28 protein-coding genes are annotated in these 25,900 nt (G+C 58.0%); 15 read left to right on the forward strand and 13 right to left on the reverse strand.

Annotated features, from left to right (window positions below):
- Window positions 1-3: 3 nt before the first annotated feature.
- From pabC to yceD, 9 genes are all read right to left on the reverse strand, one after another.
- On the reverse strand, window positions 4-801 hold the full coding sequence (gene pabC / locus J0X03_RS14395) for an aminodeoxychorismate lyase (protein ID WP_033642686.1): 798 nt from the start codon (window positions 799-801) through the stop codon (window positions 4-6).
- A gap of 144 nt (window positions 802-945) precedes the next feature.
- Window positions 946-2,187: a beta-ketoacyl-ACP synthase II gene (fabF, locus tag J0X03_RS14400; RefSeq protein ID WP_033642685.1), complete on the reverse strand. Its 1,242-nt coding sequence runs from the start codon at window positions 2,185-2,187 to the stop codon at window positions 946-948.
- An 82-nt stretch (window positions 2,188-2,269) separates the two neighbouring features.
- Complete coding sequence (gene acpP, locus J0X03_RS14405) at window positions 2,270-2,506, reverse strand: acyl carrier protein (protein ID WP_004719003.1); 237 nt, start codon at window positions 2,504-2,506, stop codon at window positions 2,270-2,272.
- A 154-nt stretch (window positions 2,507-2,660) separates the two neighbouring features.
- The gene (gene fabG / locus J0X03_RS14410) at window positions 2,661-3,395 is read right to left on the reverse strand and encodes a 3-oxoacyl-ACP reductase FabG (protein WP_004928729.1); all 735 of its coding nucleotides are present in this window, start codon (window positions 3,393-3,395) and stop codon (window positions 2,661-2,663) included.
- Window positions 3,396-3,406: 11 nt separating this feature from the next.
- The gene (fabD, locus tag J0X03_RS14415; protein ID WP_033642684.1) at window positions 3,407-4,336 is read right to left on the reverse strand and encodes an ACP S-malonyltransferase; all 930 of its coding nucleotides are present in this window, start codon (window positions 4,334-4,336) and stop codon (window positions 3,407-3,409) included.
- 18 nt (window positions 4,337-4,354) lie between these two features.
- The gene (locus tag J0X03_RS14420; protein ID WP_160204174.1) at window positions 4,355-5,308 is read right to left on the reverse strand and encodes a beta-ketoacyl-ACP synthase III; all 954 of its coding nucleotides are present in this window, start codon (window positions 5,306-5,308) and stop codon (window positions 4,355-4,357) included.
- 6 nt (window positions 5,309-5,314) lie between these two features.
- Window positions 5,315-6,349 carry a phosphate acyltransferase PlsX gene (gene plsX / locus J0X03_RS14425; RefSeq protein WP_071841648.1) on the reverse strand — a complete coding sequence of 345 codons (1,035 nt, stop codon included), beginning with the start codon at window positions 6,347-6,349 and terminating at the stop codon, window positions 5,315-5,317.
- Between the two features lie 11 nt (window positions 6,350-6,360).
- Window positions 6,361-6,528: a 50S ribosomal protein L32 gene (rpmF, locus tag J0X03_RS14430; protein ID WP_004927778.1), complete on the reverse strand. Its 168-nt coding sequence runs from the start codon at window positions 6,526-6,528 to the stop codon at window positions 6,361-6,363.
- A gap of 16 nt (window positions 6,529-6,544) precedes the next feature.
- Window positions 6,545-7,066, reverse strand: coding sequence for a 23S rRNA accumulation protein YceD (gene yceD, locus J0X03_RS14435; RefSeq protein ID WP_004927780.1), 522 nt, complete (start codon window positions 7,064-7,066; stop codon window positions 6,545-6,547).
- Between the two features lie 141 nt (window positions 7,067-7,207).
- Between yceD and J0X03_RS14440 the strand changes: the two genes are divergently transcribed.
- A complete protein-coding gene (locus tag J0X03_RS14440; protein ID WP_033642681.1) occupies window positions 7,208-7,789 on the forward strand; it encodes a Maf family protein in 582 nt (193 codons plus the stop codon).
- 6 nt (window positions 7,790-7,795) lie between these two features.
- Here J0X03_RS14440 and rluC read toward each other — a convergent pair whose 3' ends face one another.
- A complete protein-coding gene (rluC, locus tag J0X03_RS14445; protein WP_149542831.1) occupies window positions 7,796-8,755 on the reverse strand; it encodes a 23S rRNA pseudouridine(955/2504/2580) synthase RluC in 960 nt (319 codons plus the stop codon).
- A 552-nt stretch (window positions 8,756-9,307) separates the two neighbouring features.
- On the opposite strand from rluC, the gene rne reads away from it, so the two are divergent.
- The gene (rne, locus tag J0X03_RS14450) at window positions 9,308-12,676 is read left to right on the forward strand and encodes a ribonuclease E (protein WP_206975659.1); all 3,369 of its coding nucleotides are present in this window, start codon (window positions 9,308-9,310) and stop codon (window positions 12,674-12,676) included.
- 60 nt (window positions 12,677-12,736) lie between these two features.
- Here the strand turns inward: rne and J0X03_RS14455 are convergent, their stop codons facing one another.
- Window positions 12,737-13,024 (reverse strand): putative quinol monooxygenase, encoded by a 288-nt coding sequence (locus J0X03_RS14455; RefSeq protein ID WP_025302406.1) that lies wholly within the window; start codon window positions 13,022-13,024, stop codon window positions 12,737-12,739.
- Between the two features lie 213 nt (window positions 13,025-13,237).
- On the opposite strand from J0X03_RS14455, the gene pyrC reads away from it, so the two are divergent.
- The 8 genes from pyrC to J0X03_RS14495 all read left to right on the forward strand — a co-directional run bounded on the left by pyrC (window position 13,238) and on the right by J0X03_RS14495 (window position 18,801).
- Window positions 13,238-14,284, forward strand: a complete 1,047-nt coding sequence (gene pyrC / locus J0X03_RS14460) for a dihydroorotase (RefSeq protein WP_160204172.1) — start codon at window positions 13,238-13,240, stop codon at window positions 14,282-14,284.
- Between the two features lie 75 nt (window positions 14,285-14,359).
- Entirely contained in the window at window positions 14,360-14,599 is a 240-nt protein-coding gene (gene dinI, locus J0X03_RS14465) for a DNA damage-inducible protein I (protein WP_033642677.1), read from the forward strand.
- Between the two features lie 130 nt (window positions 14,600-14,729).
- Window positions 14,730-15,011, forward strand: a complete 282-nt coding sequence (locus tag J0X03_RS14470; RefSeq protein ID WP_033642676.1) for a hypothetical protein — start codon at window positions 14,730-14,732, stop codon at window positions 15,009-15,011.
- Window positions 15,012-15,210: 199 nt separating this feature from the next.
- Complete coding sequence (gene bssS, locus J0X03_RS14475; RefSeq protein ID WP_004927812.1) at window positions 15,211-15,465, forward strand: biofilm formation regulator BssS; 255 nt, start codon at window positions 15,211-15,213, stop codon at window positions 15,463-15,465.
- Window positions 15,466-15,604: 139 nt separating this feature from the next.
- Window positions 15,605-16,720: an N-methyl-L-tryptophan oxidase gene (solA, locus tag J0X03_RS14480; RefSeq protein WP_129993387.1), complete on the forward strand. Its 1,116-nt coding sequence runs from the start codon at window positions 15,605-15,607 to the stop codon at window positions 16,718-16,720.
- 216 nt (window positions 16,721-16,936) lie between these two features.
- On the forward strand, window positions 16,937-17,563 hold the full coding sequence (locus J0X03_RS14485) for a LuxR C-terminal-related transcriptional regulator (RefSeq protein ID WP_033642674.1): 627 nt from the start codon (window positions 16,937-16,939) through the stop codon (window positions 17,561-17,563).
- A gap of 122 nt (window positions 17,564-17,685) precedes the next feature.
- Window positions 17,686-17,802 (forward strand): DUF2770 family protein, encoded by a 117-nt coding sequence (locus J0X03_RS14490; RefSeq protein ID WP_046686852.1) that lies wholly within the window; start codon window positions 17,686-17,688, stop codon window positions 17,800-17,802.
- A gap of 3 nt (window positions 17,803-17,805) precedes the next feature.
- The gene (locus J0X03_RS14495; RefSeq protein ID WP_046686851.1) at window positions 17,806-18,801 is read left to right on the forward strand and encodes a zinc-dependent alcohol dehydrogenase family protein; all 996 of its coding nucleotides are present in this window, start codon (window positions 17,806-17,808) and stop codon (window positions 18,799-18,801) included.
- Here the strand turns inward: J0X03_RS14495 and J0X03_RS14500 are convergent.
- Complete coding sequence (locus tag J0X03_RS14500; protein WP_046686850.1) at window positions 18,758-19,807, reverse strand: AI-2E family transporter; 1,050 nt, start codon at window positions 19,805-19,807, stop codon at window positions 18,758-18,760. The genes J0X03_RS14495 and J0X03_RS14500 overlap by 44 nt on opposite strands.
- Before the next feature lie 442 nt (window positions 19,808-20,249).
- On the opposite strand from J0X03_RS14500, the gene J0X03_RS14505 reads away from it, so the two are divergent.
- Together J0X03_RS14505 and J0X03_RS14510 are read left to right on the forward strand one after the other, a co-directional pair.
- Window positions 20,250-20,804: a cytochrome b gene (locus J0X03_RS14505; protein ID WP_033642671.1), complete on the forward strand. Its 555-nt coding sequence runs from the start codon at window positions 20,250-20,252 to the stop codon at window positions 20,802-20,804.
- Between the two features lie 23 nt (window positions 20,805-20,827).
- Entirely contained in the window at window positions 20,828-21,406 is a 579-nt protein-coding gene (locus J0X03_RS14510; protein WP_016928208.1) for a YceI family protein, read from the forward strand.
- 44 nt (window positions 21,407-21,450) lie between these two features.
- On the opposite strand, the gene trhO is transcribed toward J0X03_RS14510, so the two are convergent.
- The gene (gene trhO / locus J0X03_RS14515) at window positions 21,451-22,518 is read right to left on the reverse strand and encodes an oxygen-dependent tRNA uridine(34) hydroxylase TrhO (protein WP_160204171.1); all 1,068 of its coding nucleotides are present in this window, start codon (window positions 22,516-22,518) and stop codon (window positions 21,451-21,453) included.
- 406 nt (window positions 22,519-22,924) lie between these two features.
- Between trhO and J0X03_RS14520 the strand changes: the two genes are divergently transcribed.
- The 3 genes from J0X03_RS14520 (at window position 22,925) to mdtG (ending at window position 25,669) form a co-directional block, all read left to right on the forward strand.
- Window positions 22,925-23,845: a Kdo(2)-lipid IV(A) acyltransferase gene (locus J0X03_RS14520; protein ID WP_025159951.1), complete on the forward strand. Its 921-nt coding sequence runs from the start codon at window positions 22,925-22,927 to the stop codon at window positions 23,843-23,845.
- Between the two features lie 101 nt (window positions 23,846-23,946).
- Window positions 23,947-24,231 carry a YciI family protein gene (locus tag J0X03_RS14525; RefSeq protein ID WP_129993384.1) on the forward strand — a complete coding sequence of 95 codons (285 nt, stop codon included), beginning with the start codon at window positions 23,947-23,949 and terminating at the stop codon, window positions 24,229-24,231.
- Between the two features lie 199 nt (window positions 24,232-24,430).
- The gene (mdtG, locus tag J0X03_RS14530; RefSeq protein ID WP_046686848.1) at window positions 24,431-25,669 is read left to right on the forward strand and encodes a multidrug efflux MFS transporter MdtG; all 1,239 of its coding nucleotides are present in this window, start codon (window positions 24,431-24,433) and stop codon (window positions 25,667-25,669) included.
- Window positions 25,670-25,900 lie beyond the last annotated feature (231 nt).

Raw genomic sequence — 25,900 nt, forward strand, 5'->3', positions numbered from 1 at the left:
TGGTTAACAGTGTGGACGCAAAAAATCATACAGCTGGCGCGAATGATAACGCCATGATTGAGCAACGTTTACCGGCAGCAGCGGCATCAGCGCGTTGCTCACCAGGACTTCGTCGGCATCGGCCAGCGTCTCCAGCGGCTCGCTGACGCAGTGCAGACGGTATTCCGATCCCGCCAGCAGCGCGATCACCCGTCGCCGCATCAGGCCCGCGACGCCCGCCTGGCTCAGGTCAGGGGTAAACACCGCTTTTCCCTTACGCCAGAACAAATTAGCCGCACAGCATTCCACCAGCATACCGGCAGTGTCAAGCACCAGCGCCTCGTCGGCGGCCGTCTGGTCAAGATGCGCGCGGATCAGCACCTGCTCCAGGCGGTTCAAATGCTTCAACCCCGCCAGCAGCGGATTGCGCGCCAGCGCCACCGGGCTGAGCGCAAGCGTGATGCCCTGCTCGCGCCACTGCAAATAGTGCGCAGGGTAGCTGCTGCGGGCGACGATGCGCGTCGGGTTTTCGCACCCCGTCGGGCTATAGCCTCGTCCACCGCTGCCGCGCGTCAGTATCGCTTTGACCACGCCGAGCGAAATTGATTCTGCCGCCTGCGCCATCTCGCGCTCGAAAGCCGGCCAATCGGTGGCGGGCAGCATCAGCCGTTGGGCCGCCTGCTGCAGCCGCTCCAGATGCCAGGGCAGCAGCTCGATTTTACCGTCGATAACCCGAGCGGTAGTAAAGCAGCCGTCGCCGAACTGCAGGCCACGATCGCTCGGCGCCAGCGCATCGTGGCGTTGTCCGTTAATCCAGTACATGCTTCCTCCTGTTGCCGGGTGATTTCATTACGCTCGCAGAATAGCAGGCGGCGAGGCAATACGCAGCCCTGCTGACGGCCGGACGCCAGGCGTAAAAAAGCCCGGTTAAAAACCGGGCTTTTCATCAGCGAACAACCTCGCGAGTTACACTCGGCGGAAGATCAGCGAGCCGTTGGTGCCGCCGAAGCCGAAGGAGTTACACAGGGTGTACTCCATATCGCTGACCTGGCGCGCTTCGTGAGGCACGAAGTCCAGATCGCAACCTTCATCCGGGTTATCCAGGTTGATGGTCGGCGGTACCGCCTGATCGCGCAGCGCCAGCACGGTAAAGATGGACTCGATCGCGCCCGCCGCACCCAACAGGTGGCCGGTCATCGATTTGGTCGAACTCACCAGCACACGCTGGGCATCAGCGCCGAACACGGATTTCACCGCCTGCGCTTCCGCCTGGTCGCCCGCTGGCGTAGAGGTGCCGTGTGCGTTGATGTAACCGATTTGTGACGGGGTCACACCGGCGTCAAGCAGGGCATTTTCCATCGCCAACGCAGCGCCAGCGCCGTTTTCCGGTGGTGACGTCATGTGATAAGCATCGCTGCTCATCCCAAAGCCAACCACTTCGGCGTAGATTTTCGCGCCGCGTTTTTTCGCGTGTTCGTACTCTTCCAGCACCATCATGCCGGCGCCGTCGCCCAGCACGAAGCCGTCGCGGTCTTTATCCCACGGACGGCTCGCCGCCTGCGGGTTGTCATTACGGGTGGACAGGGCGCGCGCTGCGCCAAAGCCGCCGACGCCCAATGGGGTGCTGGCTTTCTCTGCCCCACCGGCCAGCATCACATCCGCATCATTGTAAGCAATGATACGCGCGGCATGGCCGATGTTGTGTACACCTGAAGTACAGGCGGTGGCGATGGAAATGCTTGGGCCACGCATGCCGTACATGATTGTCAGGTGACCTGCAATCATATTCACAATGGTGGAAGGCACGAAGAACGGACTGATTTTCCGTGGGCCACCGTTAACCAGTGAACTGTGGTTTTCTTCAATCAAACCCAGGCCGCCGATGCCGGAACCGATCGCGGCTCCAATGCGGCTGGCGTTAGCCTCGGTGATGTCCAGACCTGCATCCTGCATGGCTTGCATGCCGGCAGCGATGCCGTACTGGATAAAGGCGTCCATCTTGCGCGCATCTTTGCGAGAGATGAAATCCTCAGAATTAAAATTCTTTACCAGGCCAGCAAACTTGGTCGCATAGGCAGTGGTATCGAAATGGTCGATCAGGCTGATGCCACTCTGACCGGCAAGAAGAGCGTTCCACGTGGACTCTACCGTATTGCCGACAGGAGACAACATGCCCAGTCCGGTCACAACTACTCGACGCTTAGACACGTTTGTCCTCCAGGGAGGGAAAAATATGACACTAGGGATAGAAAAAACTTAGGCGGTCGAACGACCGCCTAGATATGTTCTCTTACTGCTGGCTAGCGTTGATGAAATCAATAGCTGCCTGAACAGTAGTGATCTTCTCAGCTTCTTCGTCTGGAATCTCGGTGTCGAATTCTTCTTCCAGTGCCATTACCAGCTCAACGGTGTCAAGAGAATCAGCGCCCAGATCTTCAACGAAAGAAGCGTTGTTCAAAACTTCTTCCTGTTTAACACCCAGTTGCTCAACAATGATTTTCTTAACGCGTTCTTCGATAGTGCTCATACTCTTAAATTTCCTATCAAAACTCGCTTTCGCGATGGTTTTCGTAGTGTATAAAATGCTGAAAAAGATGCAACTAAATCCCGGCTGGTCAAACCACGATTTTACGCTATTTTGCGGTTTTTGCCTCAAATAACGCAAATGGTTTTCACATTTTTTAAATCATGTACATGCCGCCATTGACATGTAACGTTTCACCGGTGATATAGCCGGCCTCATCAGAGGCCAAAAATGCAACAGCGCTGGCGATTTCTTTAGCATCGCCCAGCCGGTTGGCTGGAACTGATGACAAAATGCCTGCGCGTTGATCATCTGTCAACGCCCGTGTCATGTCCGTCTCAATAAAGCCAGGTGCCACGACGTTGACCGTAATGCCACGAGAAGCAACTTCACGTGCCAAAGATTTGCTAAAACCAATCAGACCGGCTTTAGCCGCCGCGTAGTTCGCCTGCCCTGCGTTCCCCATGGTGCCGACAACGGAACCGATGGTGATGATACGGCCAAACCGCTTTTTCATCATAGCGCGCATTACCGCTTTTGACAGGCGGAATACGGAAGTCAGGTTAGTGTCGAGGATATCCTCCCACTCATCATCCTTCATACGCATCAGCAGGTTATCACGCGTAATGCCGGCATTATTCACTAAAATGTCGATTTCGCCAAATTCGGCGCGAATCGATGCCAGCACGCTGTCGATAGATTGCGCATCAACAACGTTCAACATAAACCCTTTGCCGTTTGCGCCCAGGTAGCCGCTGATCGCTTCAGCGCCGCTCTCGCTGGTCGCGGTGCCGATCACTTTGGCGCCGCGGGCCACAAACGTTTCTGCAATAGCTCGGCCAATACCGCGGCTCGCGCCGGTGACCAGAACGATTTTACCTTCGAAGCTCATCATTTTCCTCTTTATTGTTCAAGCGCCGCCGACAGGCTGGCGGTGTCGTTCACCGCCGCAGCCGTCAGGGTGTCAACAATACGTTTAGTGAGACCGGTCAGCACTTTGCCCGGCCCCACTTCCAGCAGCGACGTCACTCCCTGTGCTGCGATAAATTCTACGCTCTCGGTCCAACGCACCGGGCTGTACAGCTGACGCACCAGCGCACTGCGGATCGCTTCAGGATCGTTTTCGGTGCGTACGTCGACGTTGTTCACCACCGGCACCTGCGGCGCGTTAAAGGTGATGTCCTTCAGCGCCACGGCCAACTTGTCGGCGGCCGGTTTCATCAGCGCGCAGTGCGAAGGCACGCTCACCGGTAGCGGCAGTGCACGTTTGGCGCCCGCCGCTTTACAGGCGGCGCCTGCACGTTCAACCGCTTCTTTATTGCCGGCGATAACCACCTGGCCCGGCGAGTTGAAGTTGACCGGAGAAACCACCTGTCCCTGCGCGGACTCTTCGCACGCCTTGGCGATCGCGTCGTTGTCCAGGCCGATGATGGCGTACATAGCGCCGGTGCCTTCCGGCACCGCTTCCTGCATCAGCTTGCCGCGCAGCTCGACCAGGCGGATCGCCGCCTTGAAGTCCAGCACGCCGGCGCAGACCAGCGCCGAGTATTCGCCCAGGCTGTGGCCAGCCATCAATGCGGGCGCTTTACCGCCCTGCTGCTGCCACACGCGGAAAATCGCCACGGAAGCCGCCAGCAGAGCCGGTTGGGTCTGCCAGGTCTTGTTCAGCTCTTCCGCCGGGCCTTGCTGCACCAGCTGCCACAGATCGTAACCCAGCGCGGAAGAGGCCTCGCCGAAAGTCTCTTCGACGATCGGGAACTGTGCGGCCAATTCGGCCAGCATGCCAACGGCCTGCGACCCCTGGCCCGGGAAAACAAAAGCAAATTGCGTCATTTTTTATTCCTGTTCAAATCAGAAACGAACCAGCGCCGAGCCCCAGGTAAAGCCGCCGCCGAAGGCTTCCAGCAGCACCAGCTGGCCACGCTGAATTCGCCCGTCTCGCACGGCTTCGTCCAGTGCGGAAGGCACCGAGGCGGCAGAGGTGTTGCCGTGACGATCGAGCGTCACCACCACTTTGTCCATCCCCATGCCCAGTTTTTTCGCCGTTGCGCTGATGATGCGCAGGTTGGCCTGGTGCGGCACCAGCCAATCCAGCTCGCTGCGGTCCATGTTGTTGGCCTGCAACGTCTCATCGACGATGCGCGCCAGTTCGGTGACCGCAACCTTGAAGACTTCATTGCCCGCCATGGTGACATAGGCCGGCTTGTCTTGATTCTGACGATCCTTGTAAGGCAGCGTCAGCAGGCTGCCGTAGCTGCCGTCGGCATGCAGGTGGGTAGACAGAACGCCCTGCTCTTCAGAAGCCCCCAGCACCACCGCCCCTGCGCCATCACCAAACAGAATGATGGTGCCGCGATCTTCAGGATCCAGCGTGCGCGACAAGACGTCCGCGCCGATAACCAGCGCATGTTTGACCGCGCCGTTTTTCACGTACTGATCGGCCACGCTGAGCGCATAAGTAAAGCCGGCGCAGGCCGCAGCCAGATCGAACGCCGCGCAGTCTTTGATGCCCAACATTTGCTGCACCAGGCACGCCGCACTCGGGAACGCGTGAGTCGTCGTGGTGGTCGCCACGACGATAAGCCCAATGTCTTCTTTAGCCACACCTGCCATTTCCAGCGCTTTCTCAGCGGCCTGGAAGCTCATCGTCGCGACGGTTTCATCCGCAGCGGCGATGCGACGTTCGCGAATACCGGTACGCGTGACGATCCACTCGTCAGAGGTATCCACCATTTTTTCCAAATCAGCATTGGTGCGCACTTGTACGGGCAAATAACTCCCCGTACCGAGAATCTTTGTATACATGTACGATCAGTCACTCTTAGGTAATACAGCCTCAAGGCGCGCAGCAATCCTTTCCGGGACTTGCCGCTGCACCGCCTGCACAGCCTGTTCGATTGCGACTGCAAACGCGTGAGGGTTCGCAGCGCCGTGGCTCTTGACTACGGTGCTGCGCAATCCTAACAGACATGCGCCATTATACTGGTCGGGGTTCAGGTGGCCGAACCGCTTGACCACCCGTTTTTGCAACCAACGGCCCAACAATTTCAGCCACCAGGCTCGCTTGTTTCCATCGCCGGACGATTTCAGCAGCGATAAGAACACCCTGACCACCCCTTCCATGGTTTTCAGCGTGACGTTGCCCACGAAGCCGTCGCAGACCAACACATCGGTCTTGCCGGTGAGCAGTTCGTTTCCTTCCAGGTAACCAATATAGTTGATTGCCGGAGTATTTTTTAGCACAGCGGCCGCTTCGCGGATATTATCCAGGCCTTTGGTCTCTTCTTCGCCGATATTCAGCAGCGCCACCCGCGGTTGCGCAATGCCGATCACCTCTTCCGCCATCACCGCGCCCATCACGGCAAACTGCACCAGCATGGTGCTGTCGCACTCGACGTTGGCGCCCAGATCCAGCACCACGGTTTTGCTGCGCTGCTGGTTCGGGATCACCGTCATCAGCGCCGGGCGCTCAATGCCCTCCAACGGCTTGACCAACAGCTTCGCCAATCCCATCAGCGCGCCGGTATTGCCGGCGCTGACGCAGCCCTGCGCGTTGCCGCTGCTGAGCTGTTCGAGCGCAATGCGCATCGACGTGCCGCGGCTGGCGCGTATCGCTTGTGAGGGTTTGGCGTCGCCGGCGATCACAGACTCGGCGGGCACGACTTGCAGACGCTCCAGAAGAACCGGATCGGCGTGGGCAAGCAAAGGGGAGATGGCGTCGGGATTACCGACCAGCAAGAGATGAAGCTGTAAATTAGAGGCCAGTGCCTGCAACGAAGCAGGCACTGTGACGCAGGGACCGAAGTCCCCGCCCATTGCATCTAACGCCAGGGTTAGACGAGTCAAGGTATCGCTACTTAGCCGATAACCTTGCGACCGCGGTAGAAACCGTCGGCAGTGATGTGGTGACGACGGTGAGTTTCACCGGATACTTTGTCTACAGACAGAGTAGTCGTGGTCAGAGCATCGTGAGAACGACGCATGCCACGCTTGGAACGGGTTGGTTTATTCTGTTGTACGGCCATGGACCTTACTCCTCAATTACTTACGCTTTAAACTGGCTAATACGGCAAACGGATTCGGTTTCTCCGCCTCGGGAGGCAGTTGGCCAAATACCATGTCCGCTTCGGACACTTCACAGTGTTCAGATTCATGTACCGGAACGACAGGCAGTGAAAGAATAATTTCGTCTTCAATCATTGCCAACAGATCGACTTCGCCAAACTCGTCAACTTCGATCGGTTCGTACGCTTCCGGTAATGCCTCAGCCTGCTCATCATTGACGACCGGGCTAAAACAATATGTTGTGTGAACCTGATGTTCGAACGGGACTCCACAGCGTTGGCACATCAACGTTACCGTGACGTCCGCATGCCCTGTTATCACCGCGAGGCGTTGATTGTCGATATTAAACGACAACGACACCTCAACATCACTATCCACACTGACCACGGAGTCGGCAACACGAGTAACCTGCTCAGGCGCATAGACACCAGCATAGTCCAGGCGTTTCTGAGCGGTACGTACCGCATCAATGGTCAAGGGTAATTTTACCTTTTGCATAGGGCGCGCATATTAACTTTGTAACGACATAGAGTCAAAGAAAAAGGCCGTAAAACGGCTCCTTTCACCAATATTCGCTTCCACAGCGGCCGACAGTTTAAAATGCCGTACCCATTTACGCTACGGTTTGCGAAAAAAATTATGCAGAGATTGCTTTTAGCCTCCACCTCCCCCTATCGAAAAATGCTGCTGGAGAAACTGCAGCTGCCGTTCGACTGCGCCGCGCCGGAGGTGGATGAAACCCCGCTGCCGGGCGAAGGCGCGGAAGCGCTGGTGCTGCGCCTGGCGGCAGCGAAGGCCCAGGCGCTGGCCCTCGCCTACCCCGAGCATCTGATCATCGGTTCCGATCAGGTCTGCGTGATCGATGGCAGCATCACCGGCAAGCCCCATACCGAGGAAAACGCCCGCGCGCAGCTGCGCCAGGCAAGCGGCCAGGCCGTGACCTTCTACACCGGCCTGGCGCTGTACAACGGCCGCAGCAAGCAGCTGCAGGCCCTGTGCGAGCCTTTCCACGTGCATTTTCGCGCGCTGAGCGAAGCGGAGATCGCCGCCTATGTGCGTCTGGAGCAACCGCTGAACTGCGCGGGCAGTTTCAAGAGCGAGGGGTTGGGGATCGCGTTGTTCGACAGGCTGGAAGGCCGGGATCCGAACGCCCTGATCGGCCTGCCGTTGATTGCGCTGTTGGAGATGTTGCGGGCTGAAGGCATCAACCCGCTGGTGTGACGCGGATTATTTGGCGGCCTGCCGGCGCAGCACTTGCAGGCAATGACGCAGTTCTTCGTCCATCGGCGCTTCGATACGCATCGTTTCGCCGGTGGCCGGATGCTCGAAGCGCAGCGCCGCAGCGTGCAGGAACAGACGCTTCAGGCCGGTACCCGCCAGTTGACGATCGAACTCGCGGTCGCCATAGCGATCGTCAAAGGCGATCGGATGCCCGGCATGCAGGGTGTGCACGCGGATCTGGTGGGTACGCCCGGTGATTGGGCTGGCCTTCACCAGGGTGGCAAATTCGTAACGCTCCTCCACCTTAAAGCGGGTTTCCGAAGGCTTGCCTTCGCTGTTGACGCGCACGATACGTTCGCCGCTTTGCAGAATGTTTTTCAGCAGCGGCGCCTGTACGACCTTGCAGTGGGACTGCCACTGGCCGCGCACCAGCGCCAGATAATCCTTCTGCATGCCCTTCAGCCGCAGTTGCTCATGCAGCGAACGCAGCGCGGAACGCTTCTTGGCAACCAACAGCACGCCGGAGGTATCGCGATCGAGCCGATGCACCAGCTCCAGGAAACGGGCCTCAGGGCGCAGCGCCCGCAGCCCTTCAATCACGCCGAAGCTCAGGCCGCTGCCGCCGTGCACCGCGGTGCCGGAAGGCTTGTTGAGGATCAGCAGGTGGTCATCTTCATACAGAATGCAGTCGGCCAGCGCCGCCACCTTATCCAGCTTCGCCGACACCGGCGCCTCTTCGCGCTCGGCCACGCGCACCGGCGGCACGCGCACCACGTCGCCGGCCGCCAATTTGTATTCGACCTTGATGCGCCCTTTATTAACCCGCACCTCGCCTTTGCGCACGATGCGATAAATCATGCTCTTCGGCACGCCTTTCAGGCGAGCGAGCAGAAAGTTGTCGATTCTCTGACCGGCTTCGTCGTCGGAAATCGTGATGAATTGTACTGCTGGATTGTTCGTTTTCATGGTGCGGGATTCTAAATAGAGCGCGTGAATAGCGCCACATCTTTTTCTGTGCTTAACTGTCTCTCTGACGGCGGGCGAAACCCCAGCGGACAATAAGGCAGCAAGCCGATTTGAACGTTTGCGATTTCTTCCGCAGTTAAGGAAAAGTCACCTTGCTATAACGGCATCAGCAGTGGAATAATGCAGTCACTTTCCGCGTTGATTCTCGTTAAACAGGGAAAACGGTGGAATTATAAAATTTGTCTGATCGCGCAAAAACGCAGCAATGGCGTAAGACGTAATGCGAAATCAAACAATTAGCGGGCTGCGGGTTGCAGCTTGGCCGGCAAATGGAATCAGATCTGTCGACGTAAATCAGAGGCTATTCCCCTAGTAAAAGTGCTGTCTTTCACAAAGAAAAGCAGGCTTACCGAGATAATGCGCCCCTATGCAGGCGACAACCGTGAGGTTGACGGCTTTGCGAGAAGACACGGGGCTTTCGGTTTAACTCCGGCCATGAGGTTATTTTGCCCGCAGCTTTGTCGATAATGTAAAAATAACGAGTAAGTTAAGATGAAAAGAATGTTGATTAACGCAACTCAGCAGGAAGAGTTGCGTGTTGCCCTCGTAGATGGACAGCGGCTGTATGATTTGGATATCGAAAGTCCGGGTCATGAGCAGAAAAAAGCGAATATTTACAAAGGCAAAATCACCCGCATTGAACCAAGTCTTGAAGCAGCGTTCGTGGACTACGGCGCAGAACGACATGGTTTCCTCCCTCTTAAAGAAATCGCCCGCGAATACTTTCCTAGCAATTACTCTTCCCATGGCCGCCCGAACATCAAAGATGTCCTGCGCGAAGGCCAGGAAGTCATCGTTCAGGTAGACAAAGAAGAACGTGGCAACAAAGGCGCCGCCTTGACCACCTTCATCAGCCTGGCGGGCAGCTATCTGGTGCTGATGCCGAACAACCCGCGCGCCGGCGGTATTTCTCGCCGCATCGAGGGTGACGATCGCACCGAGCTGAAAGAAGCGCTCTCTTCGCTGCAACTGCCGGACGGCATGGGCCTGATCGTTCGCACCGCGGGCGTAGGCAAATCCGCCGACGCGCTGCAGTGGGATCTCTCCTTCCGCCTGAAGCACTGGGAAGCGATTAAAAAAGCCGCCGAAGGCCGCCCTGCGCCGTTCCTGATCCACCAGGAAAGCAACGTTATCGTGCGCGCCTTCCGCGATTACCTGCGCCCGGACATCGGCGAAATCCTGATCGACAACCCGAAAATTCTCGATCTGGCCAAAGAGCATATCGCCGCGCTGGGCCGCCCGGATTTCAGCAGCAAAATCAAACTGTACAGCGGTGAAATTCCTCTGTTCAGCCACTATCAGATCGAATCGCAGATCGAATCCGCCTTCCAGCGCGAAGTGCGCCTGCCGTCCGGCGGCTCGATCGTCATCGACAGCACCGAAGCGCTGACCGCCATCGACATCAACTCCGCACGCGCAACCCGCGGCGGCGATATCGAAGAGACGGCGTTCAACACCAACCTGGAAGCGGCGGACGAAATCGCTCGCCAGCTGCGCCTGCGCGATCTCGGCGGCCTGATCGTCATCGACTTCATCGACATGACGCCGGTGCGCCACCAGCGCGAAGTGGAAAACCGCTTGCGCGACGCCGTGCGTCAAGACCGCGCGCGCATCCAAATCGGCCGCATCTCCCGTTTCGGCCTGCTGGAAATGTCGCGTCAGCGCCTCAGCCCGTCGCTGGGTGAATCCAGCCACCACGTGTGCCCACGCTGTAACGGCACCGGCACCATCCGCGACAACGAATCGCTGGCGCTGTCCATCCTGCGCCTGATCGAAGAAGAAGCGCTGAAGGAAAACACCAAAGAAGTTCACGCTATCGTACCGGTTCAGGTCGCTTCGTACCTGCTGAACGAAAAGCGTGAATCCGTCAGCGCGATCGAAAAACGTCAGGGTGGCGTGAAAGCCGTCATCGTGCCGAACGATGAAATGCAAACCCCGCACTACTCGGTGCTGCGCGTACGCAAGGGCGAGGAAACATCTACCCTCAGCTACCTGCTGCCGAAACTGCACGAAGAAGACATGGAGCGTCCGCTGGAAGATGCGCCGATGGAACGCAAGCGTCCGGAGCAACCGGCCCTGGCTTCCTTCTCCCTGTCCGCCGATGTGCCGCCGCCGGCTGAAGAACCCGTCGCCGTTGCCAAACCTGTCGCTGCAGCCGCCAAGGCTAAAGCCGCAGCGCCGGCCGCCGCCAAGCCGGGCTTCCTGGGCCGCCTGTTCGGTGGTTTGAAGAGCCTGTTCGCCGGTGAAGAGCAACCTGCCGTCGAAGAAGCCAAACCGGCCGAAACGCCGAAGGCGGAAGGCAACGGTGAAAACCGTCGTCAGGATCGTCGCGGTCAGCGCCGTCAAGGCACCGGCCGTAAAGAGCGCGGTGAGCGTAGCGACCGTGGCGATCGTCCGGAACGCGGCGAACGTAAAGAGCGCGGTGAAGGCCGTGACAATCGCGAACGCGACAACCGTGAACCGCGTGAGAACCGTGAAGGCCGTGAATCGCGTGAATCCCGCGATGAACAGCGCCGTAACCGCCGCAACCAGCAGCAGAACGCGCCGGTAGCGGAGGAAACTGCCTCGGAAGAAAGCGCTAAAGCGCCGCGCGAAGATCAGCAGCAGCGCCGTGAACAGCGTGCTGAACGCCAGCGTCGTCGTCAGGAAGAGAAACGCCAGGCTCAGCAGGAAGTGAAAGCGCTGGAAAGCGTTGACGCGGTCGAGAGCACCGACGAAGAGCAGGAAGAACGCCAGCAGCAGAACATGCAGCGCCGTCAGCGCCGCCCTCTGACGCAGAAAGTGCGCATCCTGTCCGCGGAAGAAGAGCTGCAGCGCGCAGCGGAAGAGCTGTTGGCGCCGAAAGCGCCGGTAGCGAAAGCCGAAGATGCGCAGCCAACCGCCGACGACAGCGTGAAGCTGCTGCCGGAAACCGTTGCCGCTCAGGCGGAAGACGATGCCCAGGGCGAAAACCGCGGCAACGGCGAAGGCATGCCGCGTCGTTCCCGTCGTTCACCGCGTCACCTGCGCGTCAGCGGCCAGCGTCGCCGTCGTTACCGCGACGAGCGTTACCCTCTGCAATCCCCAATGCCGTTGGTGGGCGCGTTCGCTTCTCCGGAAATGGCATCAGGCAAAGTCTGGGTAAGCTACCCGGTCGCTCAGGTTGAAGAAGCCGAAGTGCAAACCGAAGCCGTAGAGCAGACGCCGGTTGTCGCCGCAGCGGTTGAACAGCACAGCGTTGCCGTGGAAGAAACTCAGGCCGCGGCCAGCGTCAACGAACCGGCACCAGAAGCCGCCGTTGAAACTGCCGCCGTCACCGTAACGGAAGAAGCGGCAGTCGTAGCGCCGGTTGTTGCCACCCCGGCCGAGGAAACTCCGGCGCCGGTGGAAACCGCCCCGGCAACGGTTGCGGTTGAAGAACCGAAAGCGGAAGAGACTGCCCCTGCAGTGGAAGTTGAGCCGGTAGCTGAAACCGTTGCGGCAGAGCCAGTGGTTGAAGCTAAGCCAGCGGAAGACGAGCCTGTGGTCGAAACTGCACCGGTAGAAGCCGCACCTACGGAAGAAACGCCAGTGGTAGAAGCCGCACCTGCAGCGGCAGCCGCTCCGGTAGAAAAAGCGCCGGAACCAACGGCCGCCGAACCTGCGCCTGCGGTTGCTCAGCAGCCGGCACCGGTGAAAGCCGTGCAGGACGCGCTGTACAAACACATCGCCACTGCACCGATGACCAAAGCGCCTGCGCCGGCCTATGTGCCGGAAGAACGCAAGCACAGCGACTGGCAGCGCCCTTCCTTCAACTTTGAAGGCAAAGGTTCAGCCGGTGGTCACTCGGCAGTGAGCCAGGCCACCGCGCCGGCCACCAAGCCGCAGCCGGTTAACGAATAAGTTAATCTGCACACCTAAAAAAACCCGCCGACGGCGGGTTTTTTCTTGCCTGCAAAAAGCTCAGGCGATCTTTTTCAGTTTTTTGATGTCCAGAACATCTAACTTGCCGTCAAGTCGACTGACGAACTGCTGAAAATGCGCCGTCTCATTATGCTTATCCAGCGCTTCGCTGCTGGCCCAACGCTCAAAGAACACGAAGGTGCCCGGTTTTTCCAGATCGCGATGCAAATCATATTGCAGGTTGCCCAGCTCCTGGCGGCTCGGCTCGAGAATGTCGTGCACCGCTTCACTGACTGCGGCCTCAAATCCCGCTTTCGCTTGCAGGGTGGCGATAACGCGTACTTCCATTGTTTTCTCCCTTTCCACTTGATGAAAGTCGACGGTATTGGCGTCGGCATCGTTGAAATCATTGTCACTATGCGCCTGCTGCGCCGTTGATTTCAACTTGTCGCCAACAAACAGATGCATCTGCGGCACTTTCCGCTTATCCTTACACCCCGGCGTGAATAAACCCATTATTCGCTTTTCATTAGACGTATTTGACCGCCGGAGCCTAGCTAGATGACCGCACAACCTCAAGTTCTGAAAATCCGCCGCCCAGACGACTGGCATATCCACCTGCGTGACGATGAGATGCTGAAAACGGTGGTGCCCTATACCAGCCAGGTATTTGGCCGGGCGATCGTGATGCCGAACCTGGTTCCGCCCGTGACGACCGTGGCCGCCGCACGCGCCTACCGCGATCGGATTCTGGCGGCGGTGCCGCAGGGTCACAACTTCACTCCGCTGATGACTTGTTACCTGACCAACTCTCTGGCGGCCAGTGAACTGGTCAGCGGTTTCGAGCAAGGGGTGTTTACCGCCGCCAAGCTGTATCCGGCCAACGCCACCACCAACTCCAGCCACGGCGTCAGCGACGTGACCGGCATTTACCCGCTGTTCGAGCAAATGCAAAAAATCGGCATGCCGCTGCTGATCCACGGTGAAGTGACCGATCCTGCCGTCGATATTTTCGACCGCGAGGCGCGCTTTATCGAACAGGTGATGGAGCCTATCCGCCGTCACTTCCCGGAACTGAAAATCGTCTTCGAACACATCACCACCAAAGAAGCGGCGCAGTACGTGCAGGCAGGCAACCGTTTCCTCGGCGCCACCATCACCCCGCAGCACCTGATGTTCAACCGCAACCACATGCTGGTCGGCGGCATTCGCCCACACCTGTTCTGCCTGCCGATCCTCAAGCGCAACGTCCATCAGGAAGCGCTGCGTCAGGCGGTGGCCAGCGGCTCGGACCGTTTCTTCCTCGGCACCGACTCGGCGCCGCACCTCAAGCATCGCAAAGAGTCCAGCTGCGGCTGCGCCGGCTGCTTCAATGCGCCGAATGCGATCCCGGCTTACGCTGCCGTCTTCGAACAGCTCGGCGCGCTGGAGCACTTCGAGGCCTTCTGCTCGCTCAACGGCCCACGCTTCTATGGCCTGCCGATCAACGAATATTTCATCGAACTGCAGCGCGTGCCGACCACCCAGCCGGAAGAGATCGCCCTGGGCAATGAATCCGTGATCCCATTCCTGGCCGGCGAAACCCTGAACTGGTCGCTGAAAGGCTGATATTTTTGCTTCGCCCTCTTGCCCTCGCTTACGGTTAACTGTATAAATAAACAGTAAATCGCTTCGGGGGCAATTATGCGTGTTGAAGTCACTATAGATAAAACCCGGCCGCTGCCGTCGGGCGCCATTGAGGCGCTGACCGGCGAGCTGGGCAAACGGGTCAATCGCCAGTTTCCAGACGCCGTCGTGCACGTCCGTTATGCCGGCGCCAACGGGCTCTCCGTGCTGGGGGGCGCCAAAATCGACCGGGATCTGATTGAGGAAATCCTTCAGGAAACCTGGGAAAGCGCGGACGAATGGTTCAGCGCAGAATAACACTGCAATGCTGTTTTTGCCGGGGGTCGCTCTCCGGCTTTTTTGTTTCTGGCGCCCTGCCCATTCATCGCTTACCCTTACTCTGGAACCAAATCCGCCTCAGCGCTGTATTTAACGCAAAGGAGTAAGCATGGCCCCGGACAAGGTGAAATCCGAAGACGCAATGACGTTTGGCGAATTGCTGGCGCTGATTGCCGATCAGAAAAGACGCTTGAACGTACTGGAAGTGGCCTTCTCTTACCTGGCCTTCAGCCTGGATGACAAAGCCAACCAACGGCTGATCCACAGCCTGAGGCTGGAATCGCAAAGCCAGAATCGCGACACCGAAACGCAGAAACATTTCGCGCACTTGGCAGAAGAACTGGAAAAATGTCTGCACGGCTCCGCCCCACCCACCGGCGGCGCGGAATAACGCCACAGGCTTTACTCATCGCGCGTTCGCACCCGAATTTGTAGAATAATTGTTCAAATAAATATTTATTTTGCAATTTTAGGTGACAACCCCTCCACCGATGAAAGCGGATGCGTATACTGTAATTGCTCTCATGATGATGAGCCGCATTGATCCTCGTTAGTCACTCACGGTAGTTACTACTCAATAAGGGGTCTTTATGGACAGAAATGATGAAGTAATTCAGACGCACCCGCTTGTCGGTTGGGATATCAGTACTGTCGACGTTTACGACGCCATGATGATACGCCTTCATTACCTGTCTTCACTAGACCAAACGCCCGAAGAAGCCCAAGTAGACCGAACGCTTTGGCTGACCACAGATGTCGCCCGTCAATTAATCAATATCTTAGAGGCCGGCATCGCCAAGATTGAAGCTACGGATTACCAGGATCTTGATCGCAGAAAACATTGATTCATCGTCTCCTACCCCCTAAGGCGCCGCGACCTTTCCCGGCGCCTTTTCTTCGCCTTTCGCCGTTCAATCAGTGCATTGCGTCCGCCAACCTTTTATCATGGGGGCATAAGAAATCGCTATCAGAGAGGGTTGGCACGTGGAATATGATTTGATTGTGGTGGGCAGCGGTTCCGTCGGCGCGGCGGCAGGCTATTATGCCACGCGAGCCGGCTTGAAAGTGCTGATGATCGACAGCGCTATCCCTCCGCACCGAAACGGCAGCCATCACGGCGATACCCGCATTATCCGTCACGCTTACGGCGAAGGCGAAAAGTACGTGCCGCTGGTGCTGCGCGCACAGGCGCTGTGGAATGCGCTGATTCAACAATCCGGCGAGGAACTGTTCCAGTCGTGCGGCGTGCTCAACCTGGGGCCACAGCACTCCGAATTCATTCGCAATGCGCAGCTCAGCGCGCAAAAATTCCGCCTGAACGCGCAAACCCTCAGCGCCGAACAGATCAATCAGCGCTGGCCAGAATTCCGAGCACCGGAAGGCTATGTCGGCGTATTCGAGCCAGACGCGGGGTTCCTGCGTGCCGAGCTGGCGATAACCAGCCTGATCAAGCTGGCGAAAGAAGCCGGCTGCAGCCAGCTGTTCAACTGCCCGGTCAACGCGGTAGAACCCATCGATGGCGGCGTTGAGGTCATCACCGGCGAAGGGCGTTTCACGGCGCGAAAAGCGGTGATCGCCGCCGGCACCTGGGTCAAAGCGCTGTTGCCGCAACTGCCGATCGCGCCACTGCGCAAAGTCTTCTCCTGGCATCAGGCAGATGGCCGCTACAGCGTGAACAATCGTTTCCCGGCCTTTACCGTCGAAGCGCAAGACGGCACGCACTATTACGGTTTTCCGGCGGATAACGACGGCCTGAAAGTGGGCAAACACGACGGCGGCCAGCCGATGGATGCCCCCGAGCAGCGCAAACCCTTCGGCAGCTACGCCAGCGACGGCACGGAAGTTTTCTCCTTCCTGCGGCAATTTTTGCCGGGTGTAGGCGTATGTTTACACGGTGAAGCCTGCAGCTATGATATGAGCCCCGACGAAGACTTTATTATCGATACCCTGCCGAATTGCGATCGCCTGATGGTCATCAGCGGATTGAGCGGCCACGGCTTCAAGTTCGCCAGTGCACTGGGCGAGATCGCCGCGTTGTTCGCGCAGGACAAAGCGCCGCCGGTTGACGTCTCAAGCTTTGGTCTGAAACGATTTAGCTGACCGAAGGATTTCGCTGTCCAAGTCCCCCTCAGGCACTGGACAGCGAAATTTGGCGGTTACAATTTGTTAACCTGCTAACTCTTTTAAATACCAAGTAAAAATCCTGATAACGGAAATTTCTTATATTCAGCAGTTGAATTTCCGAATTGAACACTTGCAGTGTAAGTCCTATTTTACAGAAGATATGCTCCATCGGCTTTCAACAAGGACGTCACCATGAAACTACTTGTCGTGGACGAATGCTGCTTCACCCGGGTCGGTATAGCCAGCTACTTTGCTGATAGTGGGATCACGACGATCAAGTGCTGCCACAGCATTGAATACGCTACATCGCTGTTGGCCAGCTTTCAGCCGAGCCACATTCTGGTGAACCTCAGCAACCAATGCCGCTATAACGAAGCGGACGCGCAACTGCAGGCCTTTATGGAAGCCAGCCAGTCCGCCTTGCTATTTATCTATCTCGACACACCTTACCCTTACAGCGAAGCGCCAATGCGCATCGCCGATAACGCTTTTCTGTTCAATAAAAGCATTCTGCCGCTCACCTTACGCACGCTGCGCGAGAATCCGCTGGCGCTGGCCGATGACGGCGAAGAGCGTTCCCTGTTCAGCCCGCAGGAGCTGACGGTAATGAAGTATTGGATGGCAGAGATGCCTAACTACCGCATTGCGAAAAAACTGCAGATCAGCTCCCATACGGTCTATGTGCACAAGCGTCACATCACTGAAAAGATCAACGCGCGCAACCGGCTGGAGTTTTACTCGCTGTATAACGTGCTGCGCTATTTCTACCCGCCGAGCACGCCGGCGAATTCAACGCCGCTGGCGCTGTTGGCCGTGTAACCTCAAGCCTGCGATAACGCAGGCTTTTTTATCGTCACTTTCCCGCCCCTCACGCGCGGCGCGCTATAAATGACGCCGAGAAAAGGACTATAATCAAGGGTCCTTCTCTTCAGGCGGCTGAAATGTTAAACCGAATACTGGCGGCTATCGTCAACAATGTGCGTGAGCACCTGGTGCTGTACCTTTGTCTGTGGCTGGTGCTGCTGGTGTTGGATGTCTATTTCTTCTTCGTCATGTAATCCATGCCGCCGTTATTTCCCCGATTGAGCTTCAGCCGCTTCGGCGATCCCGCCCAGGTGCTGGAATTCCAGCAGATGAGCAGACCGCTGCTGCGCCCCGGACAGCGGTTATTGCAGATGCGCTATGCCCCGCTCAACCCTTCCGATCTGATCCCGATCCACGGCCAATACGCGCACCGCATCGCCCTTCCTCAGGTGCCGGGATATGAAGGCGTGGGCGTCGTCGTCAATCCGCAGAATGGGCATTCAACGGGCCGACGCGCGCTGGCGGTAGCGGGTAACGGCAGTTGGCAAACGTTCGTCACGCTGCCTGAAGATCGGGTGGTCTGGGTGCCGGACGACATCGACGACGCCTGCGCAGCGCAAATCTATATCAACCCGCTCACCTGCTGGGTGCTGTTGACCCAATGGCTGCCGCTCAGCGCCGGCGACGTACTGCTGCTCAACGGCGGCGGCTCCGCTGTCAGCCTGCTGCTGGCGCAGCTGACGGCGCTGCGCGGCATTCGTCTGGCGGTCGTGGTGCGCAATGCCGCTCATCGCCAGGCGTTGCTGGCCGCCGGCGCCTGGCGCGTTATCGAAGCGCCGCAGCTGGCGGAAATGACGAATTTTGGCGCCCGTGCGGCCATCGACTGCATTGGCGGAGAAGACGGATTGCAGTTGGCGCGGGCGGTTCGCACCGGCGGCGATTTTGTGGCGCTGGGCCTGCTAAGCGGCCGCCAGGTAGACTGGCGGCGCGTGGTGGACGAGTTAAAGCTGCGCGCTTCGCTGTTCCACTTGCGCAAATGGAACGCACAGGCAGCGTCGGCGCAATGGCAGACGGCGTTTTATCAGTTATTCCTGCTGCTGCGACGCGGCCAGCTGGCGCTGCGCCCACCCGCCGCGATTTATCCTTTGCGTCAGTACGCAGCGGCGCTGCATCACGCCGCCCAGCCCGGCGTGAATGGCAAAATCTTCCTCACTCCGGAGGCTGGCGCGGCGGGCGGCCGTCCCCCAGGATAACCGCCAGCCGATAGCCGCCCTCGGTAGTCTCCAGCGCGATGCGCGCCACGATCGTCAGCGGCACCGACAGCAACATGCCCACCGGGCCGAGCAGCCAGCCCCAAAAGATCAGCGACAGGAACACCACCAGCGTCGACAGCCCCAGCCCGCGCCCCATCACGCGCGGCTCGAGGATATTGCCGATCACCATGTTGACAGCGATAAAGCCGCCCGCCACCACCAGCGCATCACCCAATCCGTTGAACAACAGCGCCTGAATCAGCGGCGGAATGGCGGCCAATACCGAGCCAATGTTGGGAATGTAGTTAAGCAGAAATGCCAGCAGCCCCCAGATAAAGGCAAAACGCACGCCGACCGCCGCCAGGAAGATCCAGACGATTACCCCGGTGGCCAGGCTGATGATGGTTTTAATCACCAGATAGCGCGTCACGCCATCCAGCGCCCGCCGCATCGCGGCGAGCCCCTCGTTCGGCTTATCCAGCGCCTGCTGCAGCTTGTAAGGCAGCAACTGCACTTCGAACAGCATAAACACCACGGTCATCAGGAGCAGGAAGACGTTGGTCATCGCGCCAGACAGGTGCCCCAGCATGCGGGTGACCAGATTCATCGCCGCGCTGGGATCGACATACTGCAGCATCGCTTCGCTGGAAAGGCTGATATTGAAACGGCCGGCGTAATGCTGCAGCTCGCGCAGCTTCTCGATCATCATGCCGCGGTACTGCGGCAGCGAACGGGCGAACTCATTCAGCGAAGCCCCCAGCATGCCGATAAACAGCATCACGACCACGATCACCGCCGTCACCAGCAGCGTCACCCCGACGATACGCGGCACCCGTTTACGCTCCAGCATCGCCACCAGCGGATTCAGCACCATAGCGAGAAATACCGCCAGCAAAAACGGCACCACAATGTCGGCGGCGGCTTTCACCCCGGCCAAAATGATCACCAACATCGCCAGCAGGACGGCCAGACGCAGGCTGCTGTCGGTCACACGGGTTCGGCCCATGACGTTTCCTTGTTATTTCACTGGGTTAACCGGCGCCAGGGCGCCGGCTCTTGGCGCTAATGGTAGCAAAATCCGCCGCTGCACCGCAGGGGATTTAGCGCAACCGTTCGACAAATTTAATCTTTCCGCCCTGCCCTGCGCCGCAATAAATAGGCATAACCTTTGCCAACAAATAATCTCGCCGGGCAACTCACGAGGGGTTTACGTAAAATGACAAAAGCTGACATTAATAGATAATAGCCCCATTTTTCAATGACTAGCATGAACCTCTCGTGAGCGAAACAATATTATCTCCAACGATTTATCTGATTAACTCCGAACATCTCGAACAAATTCACTGACTAATATTTCAAAGTAGTAACATAGTTAAATTTATTATTGATTTTATGTTTCCTAAAGTTTAATTATTGCAGCCAGCCAATCGGTAATCGAAGGAAACAGGATGCTCTGGAAAAATACCGCCGATCGTTTCGGCCATGTGTCAGTGTTGATCCACTGGCTGGTGGCGCTGACGGTGTACGGCATGTTCGCACTCGGCCTATGGATGGTCACGCTGGGCTATTACGACGTCTGGTACCATCAGGCGCCGGAGATCCACAAAAGCATCGGCACGCTGCTGTTCATCGTGATGGTGATCCGCGTGGTCTGGCGCTTTGTCTCACCGCCGCCCAAACCGCTGGCCAGCTATGGCCGCCTCACTCGCGTCAGCGCCATTCTCGCGCATCTGGCGCTGTACGCCGTGTTGTTCGGCATTCTGATCAGCGGCTATCTGATCTCCACCGCAGACGGCCAACCGATCAGCGTGTTCGGCTGGTTCAACGTGCCCGCCACCGTGACCGGCATGGCGGAACAGGCCGACACCGCCGGCGCCATACACCTTTACCTGGCCTGGGCCGTGGTAGTGCTCTCGGTACTGCACGGGCTGGCCGCGCTTAAACATCACTTTATCGATCGTGATGTCACTTTGAAACGGATGCTGGGTAGCAGCGCCGATTAACCTTTGGATTTATGGAGATTGCTATGTTGAAAAAGACCGTATTGGGCCTGACCGCAGGCGCCCTGCTGCTGAGCGCCGGTTCCGCACTGGCGGCAGACTACAAGATCGATAAACAAGGCCAACACGCCTTTATCGAATTCCGCATCCAGCACCTGGGCTACAGCTGGCTGTACGGCAGCTTTAAAGACTTCGACGGCGGCTTCACCTTCGACGAGAAAGATCCGTCCAAGGACAAGGTCAACGTGACCATCAATACCGCCAGCGTCGACACCAACCACGCCGAGCGCGACAAGCACCTGCGCAGCGCCGAGTTCCTCAACGTGGAGAAGAACAAGCAAGCCAAGTTTGAATCCACCGAAGTGAAGAAAAGCGGCGACGGTTACGCGGTGGTCGGCAACCTGACGCTGAACGGCGTCACCAAACCGGTTACGCTCGATGCCAAACTGATTGGCCAGGGCAACGATCCGTGGGGCGGCTACCGCGCCGGCTTTGAAGCCAACGGCAAGATCAAGCTGAAAGATTTCGGCATCACCACCGATCTTGGCCCGGCGTCGCAAGACGTTGAGCTGATCATCTCCGTAGAAGGCGTGCGCGAGAAATAAAAAAAAAGCCCGGCTTGGCGGCCGGGCTTGTCGGTTCCTCAGGCTCAGCGGGCTGGGCCTTCTTCTTCCGGTGCCGGAATGTGCATCGTGGTCTGCAACAATCCTTTCGATTTATTGAAAATCTTGACGCCGTTTTCGCGGCCGGCACGGCGCGCGCGCTGCTCTTCGCGCGGCAGCTTCAGCTCTTCGCGGCAAATCTCGCTGCAGCATCCTTCAAACTTGGCGGCGCAGCTCGGGCACTGAATGAACAGCAGATGGCAGCCGTCGTTCTTGCAGTTGGTATGGGTGTCGCACGGTGCGCCGCACTGGTGGCAGTTGGCGATCACATCGTCGGAGATGCGCTCCCCCATACGCTCATCGAACACGAAGTTTTTGCCGATAAACTTCAGCGGCAACCCCTGTTCTTTCGCTTTGCGGGTGTACTCGATAATCCCGCCTTCCACGTGGTAGATGTTTTTAAAGCCGTTGTGCAGCATATAGGCGCTGGCTTTTTCACAGCGAATGCCGCCGGTGCAGTACATGACGATATTCTTGTCTTTGCTGTCCTGCAGCATCTCCACCGCCATCGGCAGCTGATCGCGGAAGGTATCCGACGGCACCTCGATGGCGTTTTCGAAATGGCCGACTTCGTACTCATAGTGGTTGCGCATATCGACGAATACCGTATTCGGATCGTCGATCATCTGATTGACGCGATCGGCCTGCAGATACTCACCGACGTTGCTCGGATCGAAGCTCTCGTCATCGATGCCGTCAGCCACGATGCGCTCGCGCACCTTGAGGCGCAGCACCCAGAAGGATTTGCCGTCGTCTTCCAGCGCGATATTCAGGCGGATCTGATCCAACGCCGGGTGCGAGGCGAACAGCGCGGCTTTGAACGCGTCGAAGTTATGCTGCGGCACGCTGATCTGCGCGTTGATGCCCTCTTTCGCCACGTAGATGCGGCCGAACACCTTCAGTTTTTCGAACTGAACGTACAGGCTGTCGCGAAACGCCTTGGGATCGTCGATGGAGAAGTATTTGTAAAAAGAAACTGTGGTGCGCGGCTCGGTTTCCGCCAGCATGCGCGCCTTCAGTTCCTCATTAGAAATTCGGTTATGTAACACTGGCATGGTGTACTTTCCTGTCTTTCGGGAGGTGACTGATTACCGCGCGCAGCCAGCCGGCCCGCGCGCGGCGCACATCATACCCGAAAAACCGCCGCCGCGCAGCCCTGGCGCTCGCGTGCGCATACCTGCATCGCGCACTCATCCCGGATGCCACCGTATTGACCTTCCTGATAAGGATATCGCCATGGGCTTTTGGCAGGAAATATTGTGGAAAAATTCGGCACTCGATGCATATTTAACGCCCAAAAGGGGATTTTAATGCGTTGTGTTTTCCCGGATCGTCAGAAAAATGCCACAATAGTCGCAAACAATCGGCAGAAACGAACCTAGCGACCGAGCCCACCCGGCCGTCAGACCATGCTATGACTCTGTCATTACACTTAAACAACCGTATTAAAACAGAGAACCCATGACTCAAGTTCCTACTTTCAATCGCTCCTTACTGCACCCGCGCTACTGGCTGACCTGGGTAGGCATTGGCTTGCTGTATCTGCTGGTGTTGCTGCCTTATCCCGTCATCTACTGGCTCGGCACCTCGATCGGGCGATTTTCCATGCGCTTTCTCAAGCGGCGCGTCGTTATCGCCCAACGTAACCTCGAACTCTGTTTTCCCGACATGCCGCAGGCTGAACGCGATGCGCTGGTGGTAAAGAATTTCGAATCGGTCGGCATGGGGTTGTTTGAAACCGGCATGGCGTGGTTCTGGCCGAACTGGCGCATCGAGCGCTGGTTCAAGGTCAGCGGCCTGGAGCACATTCAAAAAGCGCGCGACAACCATCAGGGCGTGTTGCTGATTGGCCTGCACTTTTTGACGCTGGAGCTGGGCGCGCGCATCTTCGGCATTCACAACCCGGGCATCGGCGTTTACCGCCCGCACGACAACAAGCTGATGGACTGGCTGCAAACCTGGGGCCGGATGCGTTCCAACAAATCGATGCTGGATCGTAAAGACGTCAAAGGCATGATCCGCGCCCTGAAACAGGGAGATATCATCTGGTATGCGCCGGATCACGACTACGGCCCGCGCAGCAGCGTTTTCGTGCCGCTGTTCGCGGTGGATAAAGCCGCCACCACCACCGGCAGCTACGTGCTGGTGCGGATGGGCAAACCGGCGATCATTCCGTTCACCCCGCGTCGCCTGCCGGACGGCAAAGGCTATGAGCTGATCATGCAGCCGGCGGTGGAAAACTTCCCGCTGGACAACGAACTCGACGCCGCCGCCTTCATGAATAAAGTGGTGGAAAAAGAGATCCTGATGGCGCCGGACCAATACATGTGGCTGCACCGCCGCTTCAAGACCCGCCCGGAAGGCGAGCCTTCGCTGTACTGATCACGCAAACCCGCCGGCGGCGGGTTTTTTATTGCGCGCCCCTTGAGAATCGCCGGCGAGGGTGGGATGGTAATGCTTTTGCCGCCACCCTTGGAGCCGCCATGTACATTGTCAGCCTGACCTACCATCGCCCGATCGCCGACGTCGACAGCCACCTTGACGGGCACATCGCCTGGCTTAAGAAATATTTTCAGGACGGCACCTTCGTCGCCTCCGGCCGCAAGAATCCCCGCACCGGCGGCGTGATCCTGGCCAAAGGCATTGAGCGTGCTCGGCTGGACGCCATCCTGGCCGAAGATCCGTTCAACGCCGTGGCCCACTACGAGGTCACCGACTTTAGCACCACCACCACCGCCGCCGGTTTCGAGGCGCTGGCCGGACTATAAAACGCTGTAAATTCCGCGCGCCAAGCGCGGAATAAGGTTTAAACGCCATTTTTAAAACTTTATTTCATTTTTTGCCCTATCTGCGTCCCCTCGTTTGCCGTCGCCGCGCCTGCGGCGCATACTTACCACGCTAACTTTCACGTTTTGCCCCATCATCTCGCCACCGGCAAAACGCGTCACCTTTCGGCAGTGGACATTTATGGCTTCGGCAGCAGAACCCGTTAACTGGAAACGCAATCTTTTCGTCGCCTGGCTGGGATGTTTTCTCACCGGCGCCGCCTTCAGCCTGGTGATGCCGTTTCTGCCGCTGTACGTAGAGACGCTGGGCGTTACCGGCCATCAGGCGCTCAACATGTGGTCCGGTCTGCTGTTCAGCATCACCTTCCTGTTTTCCGCTATCGCCGCACCGTTCTGGGGCGCCCTGGCCGATCGACGCGGCCGCAAACTGATGCTGCTGCGTTCGGCGCTCGGTATGGCGATCGTCATGGCGCTGATGGGCATGGCGCAAACGGTCTGGCAGTTTCTCGCGCTGCGTGCGGTGCTGGGGCTGCTCGGCGGGTTCATTCCCAACGCCAACGCGCTGATCGCCACCCAGGTGCCGCGCAACCGCAGCGGCTGGGCGCTCGGCACCCTGTCCACCGGCGGCGTCGGCGGTGCGCTGATCGGCCCGCTGATCGGGGGGCTGCTGGCCGATTTATACGGTCTGCGCCCGGTGTTTTATATCACTGCCGCGGTGCTGTTCGTCTGCTTCGTGCTGACGCTGCTGTATGTCAAAGAACAATTCACCCCGGTGCAAAAGCGCGACATGCTGCACGCAAAACAGGTGTTCGCTTCGCTGAAAAACCCGAAGCTGGTGCTCAGCCTGTTCGTCACCACCATGATCATCCAGATCGCCACCGGCTCGATCGCGCCGATCCTGACGCTGTATGTGCGCGATTTGGCCGGCGCCACCCACAATCTGGCGTTTATCAGCGGGCTGATCGCCTCGGTGCCCGGTGTCGCGGCATTGATGAGCGCCCCGCGGCTGGGCAAGCTGGGCGATCGCATCGGCCCGGAACGCATACTGGTGTTCATGCTGATCGTTTCGGTGCTGCTGCTGATCCCGATGGCGTTCGTGCAAACGCCGTGGCAACTCGGGGTGCTACGTTTTCTGCTGGGGGCGGCCGACGGCGCGTTGCTGCCGGCGGTACAGACGCTGTTGATTTATAACTGCACCAATCAGGTGGCCGGCCGTATTTTCAGCTATAACCAGTCGTTCCGCGACGTCGGCAACGTCAGCGGCCCGCTGCTCGGCGCCGCAGTCTCCGCCGGTTACGGTTTTCGCGCGGTCTTCGGCGTCACCGCGCTGGTGGTGCTGTTCAACGCCGGTTATTCCTGGTGGTGTCTGCGGCGGCGGCCGGGCTACATGCGGGAAGATACGCTGCAGGAAGAACAATAGCTGCATTTATCGCCAATTTCCGCCATTGGCCGGATCAACGCCGCGTTTCCCCTACTTTTAATAATGCTTCCTTCGGGCCTGCGAATTTTCGGCCCACTCGGAACATTCTTACCTCAACATCTTGTTTATCAACAATTAATTAACTTTCAGCGCATAAAACCCGCTGTCAATCATATTCCCGCCACAACCAACAGAAAAACCAGAAAAGGAGATGCTTGTCGACTTTTCGTC

Source organism: Serratia ureilytica, assembly GCF_017309605.1.
Lineage (GTDB): Bacteria > Pseudomonadota > Gammaproteobacteria > Enterobacterales > Enterobacteriaceae > Serratia > Serratia ureilytica.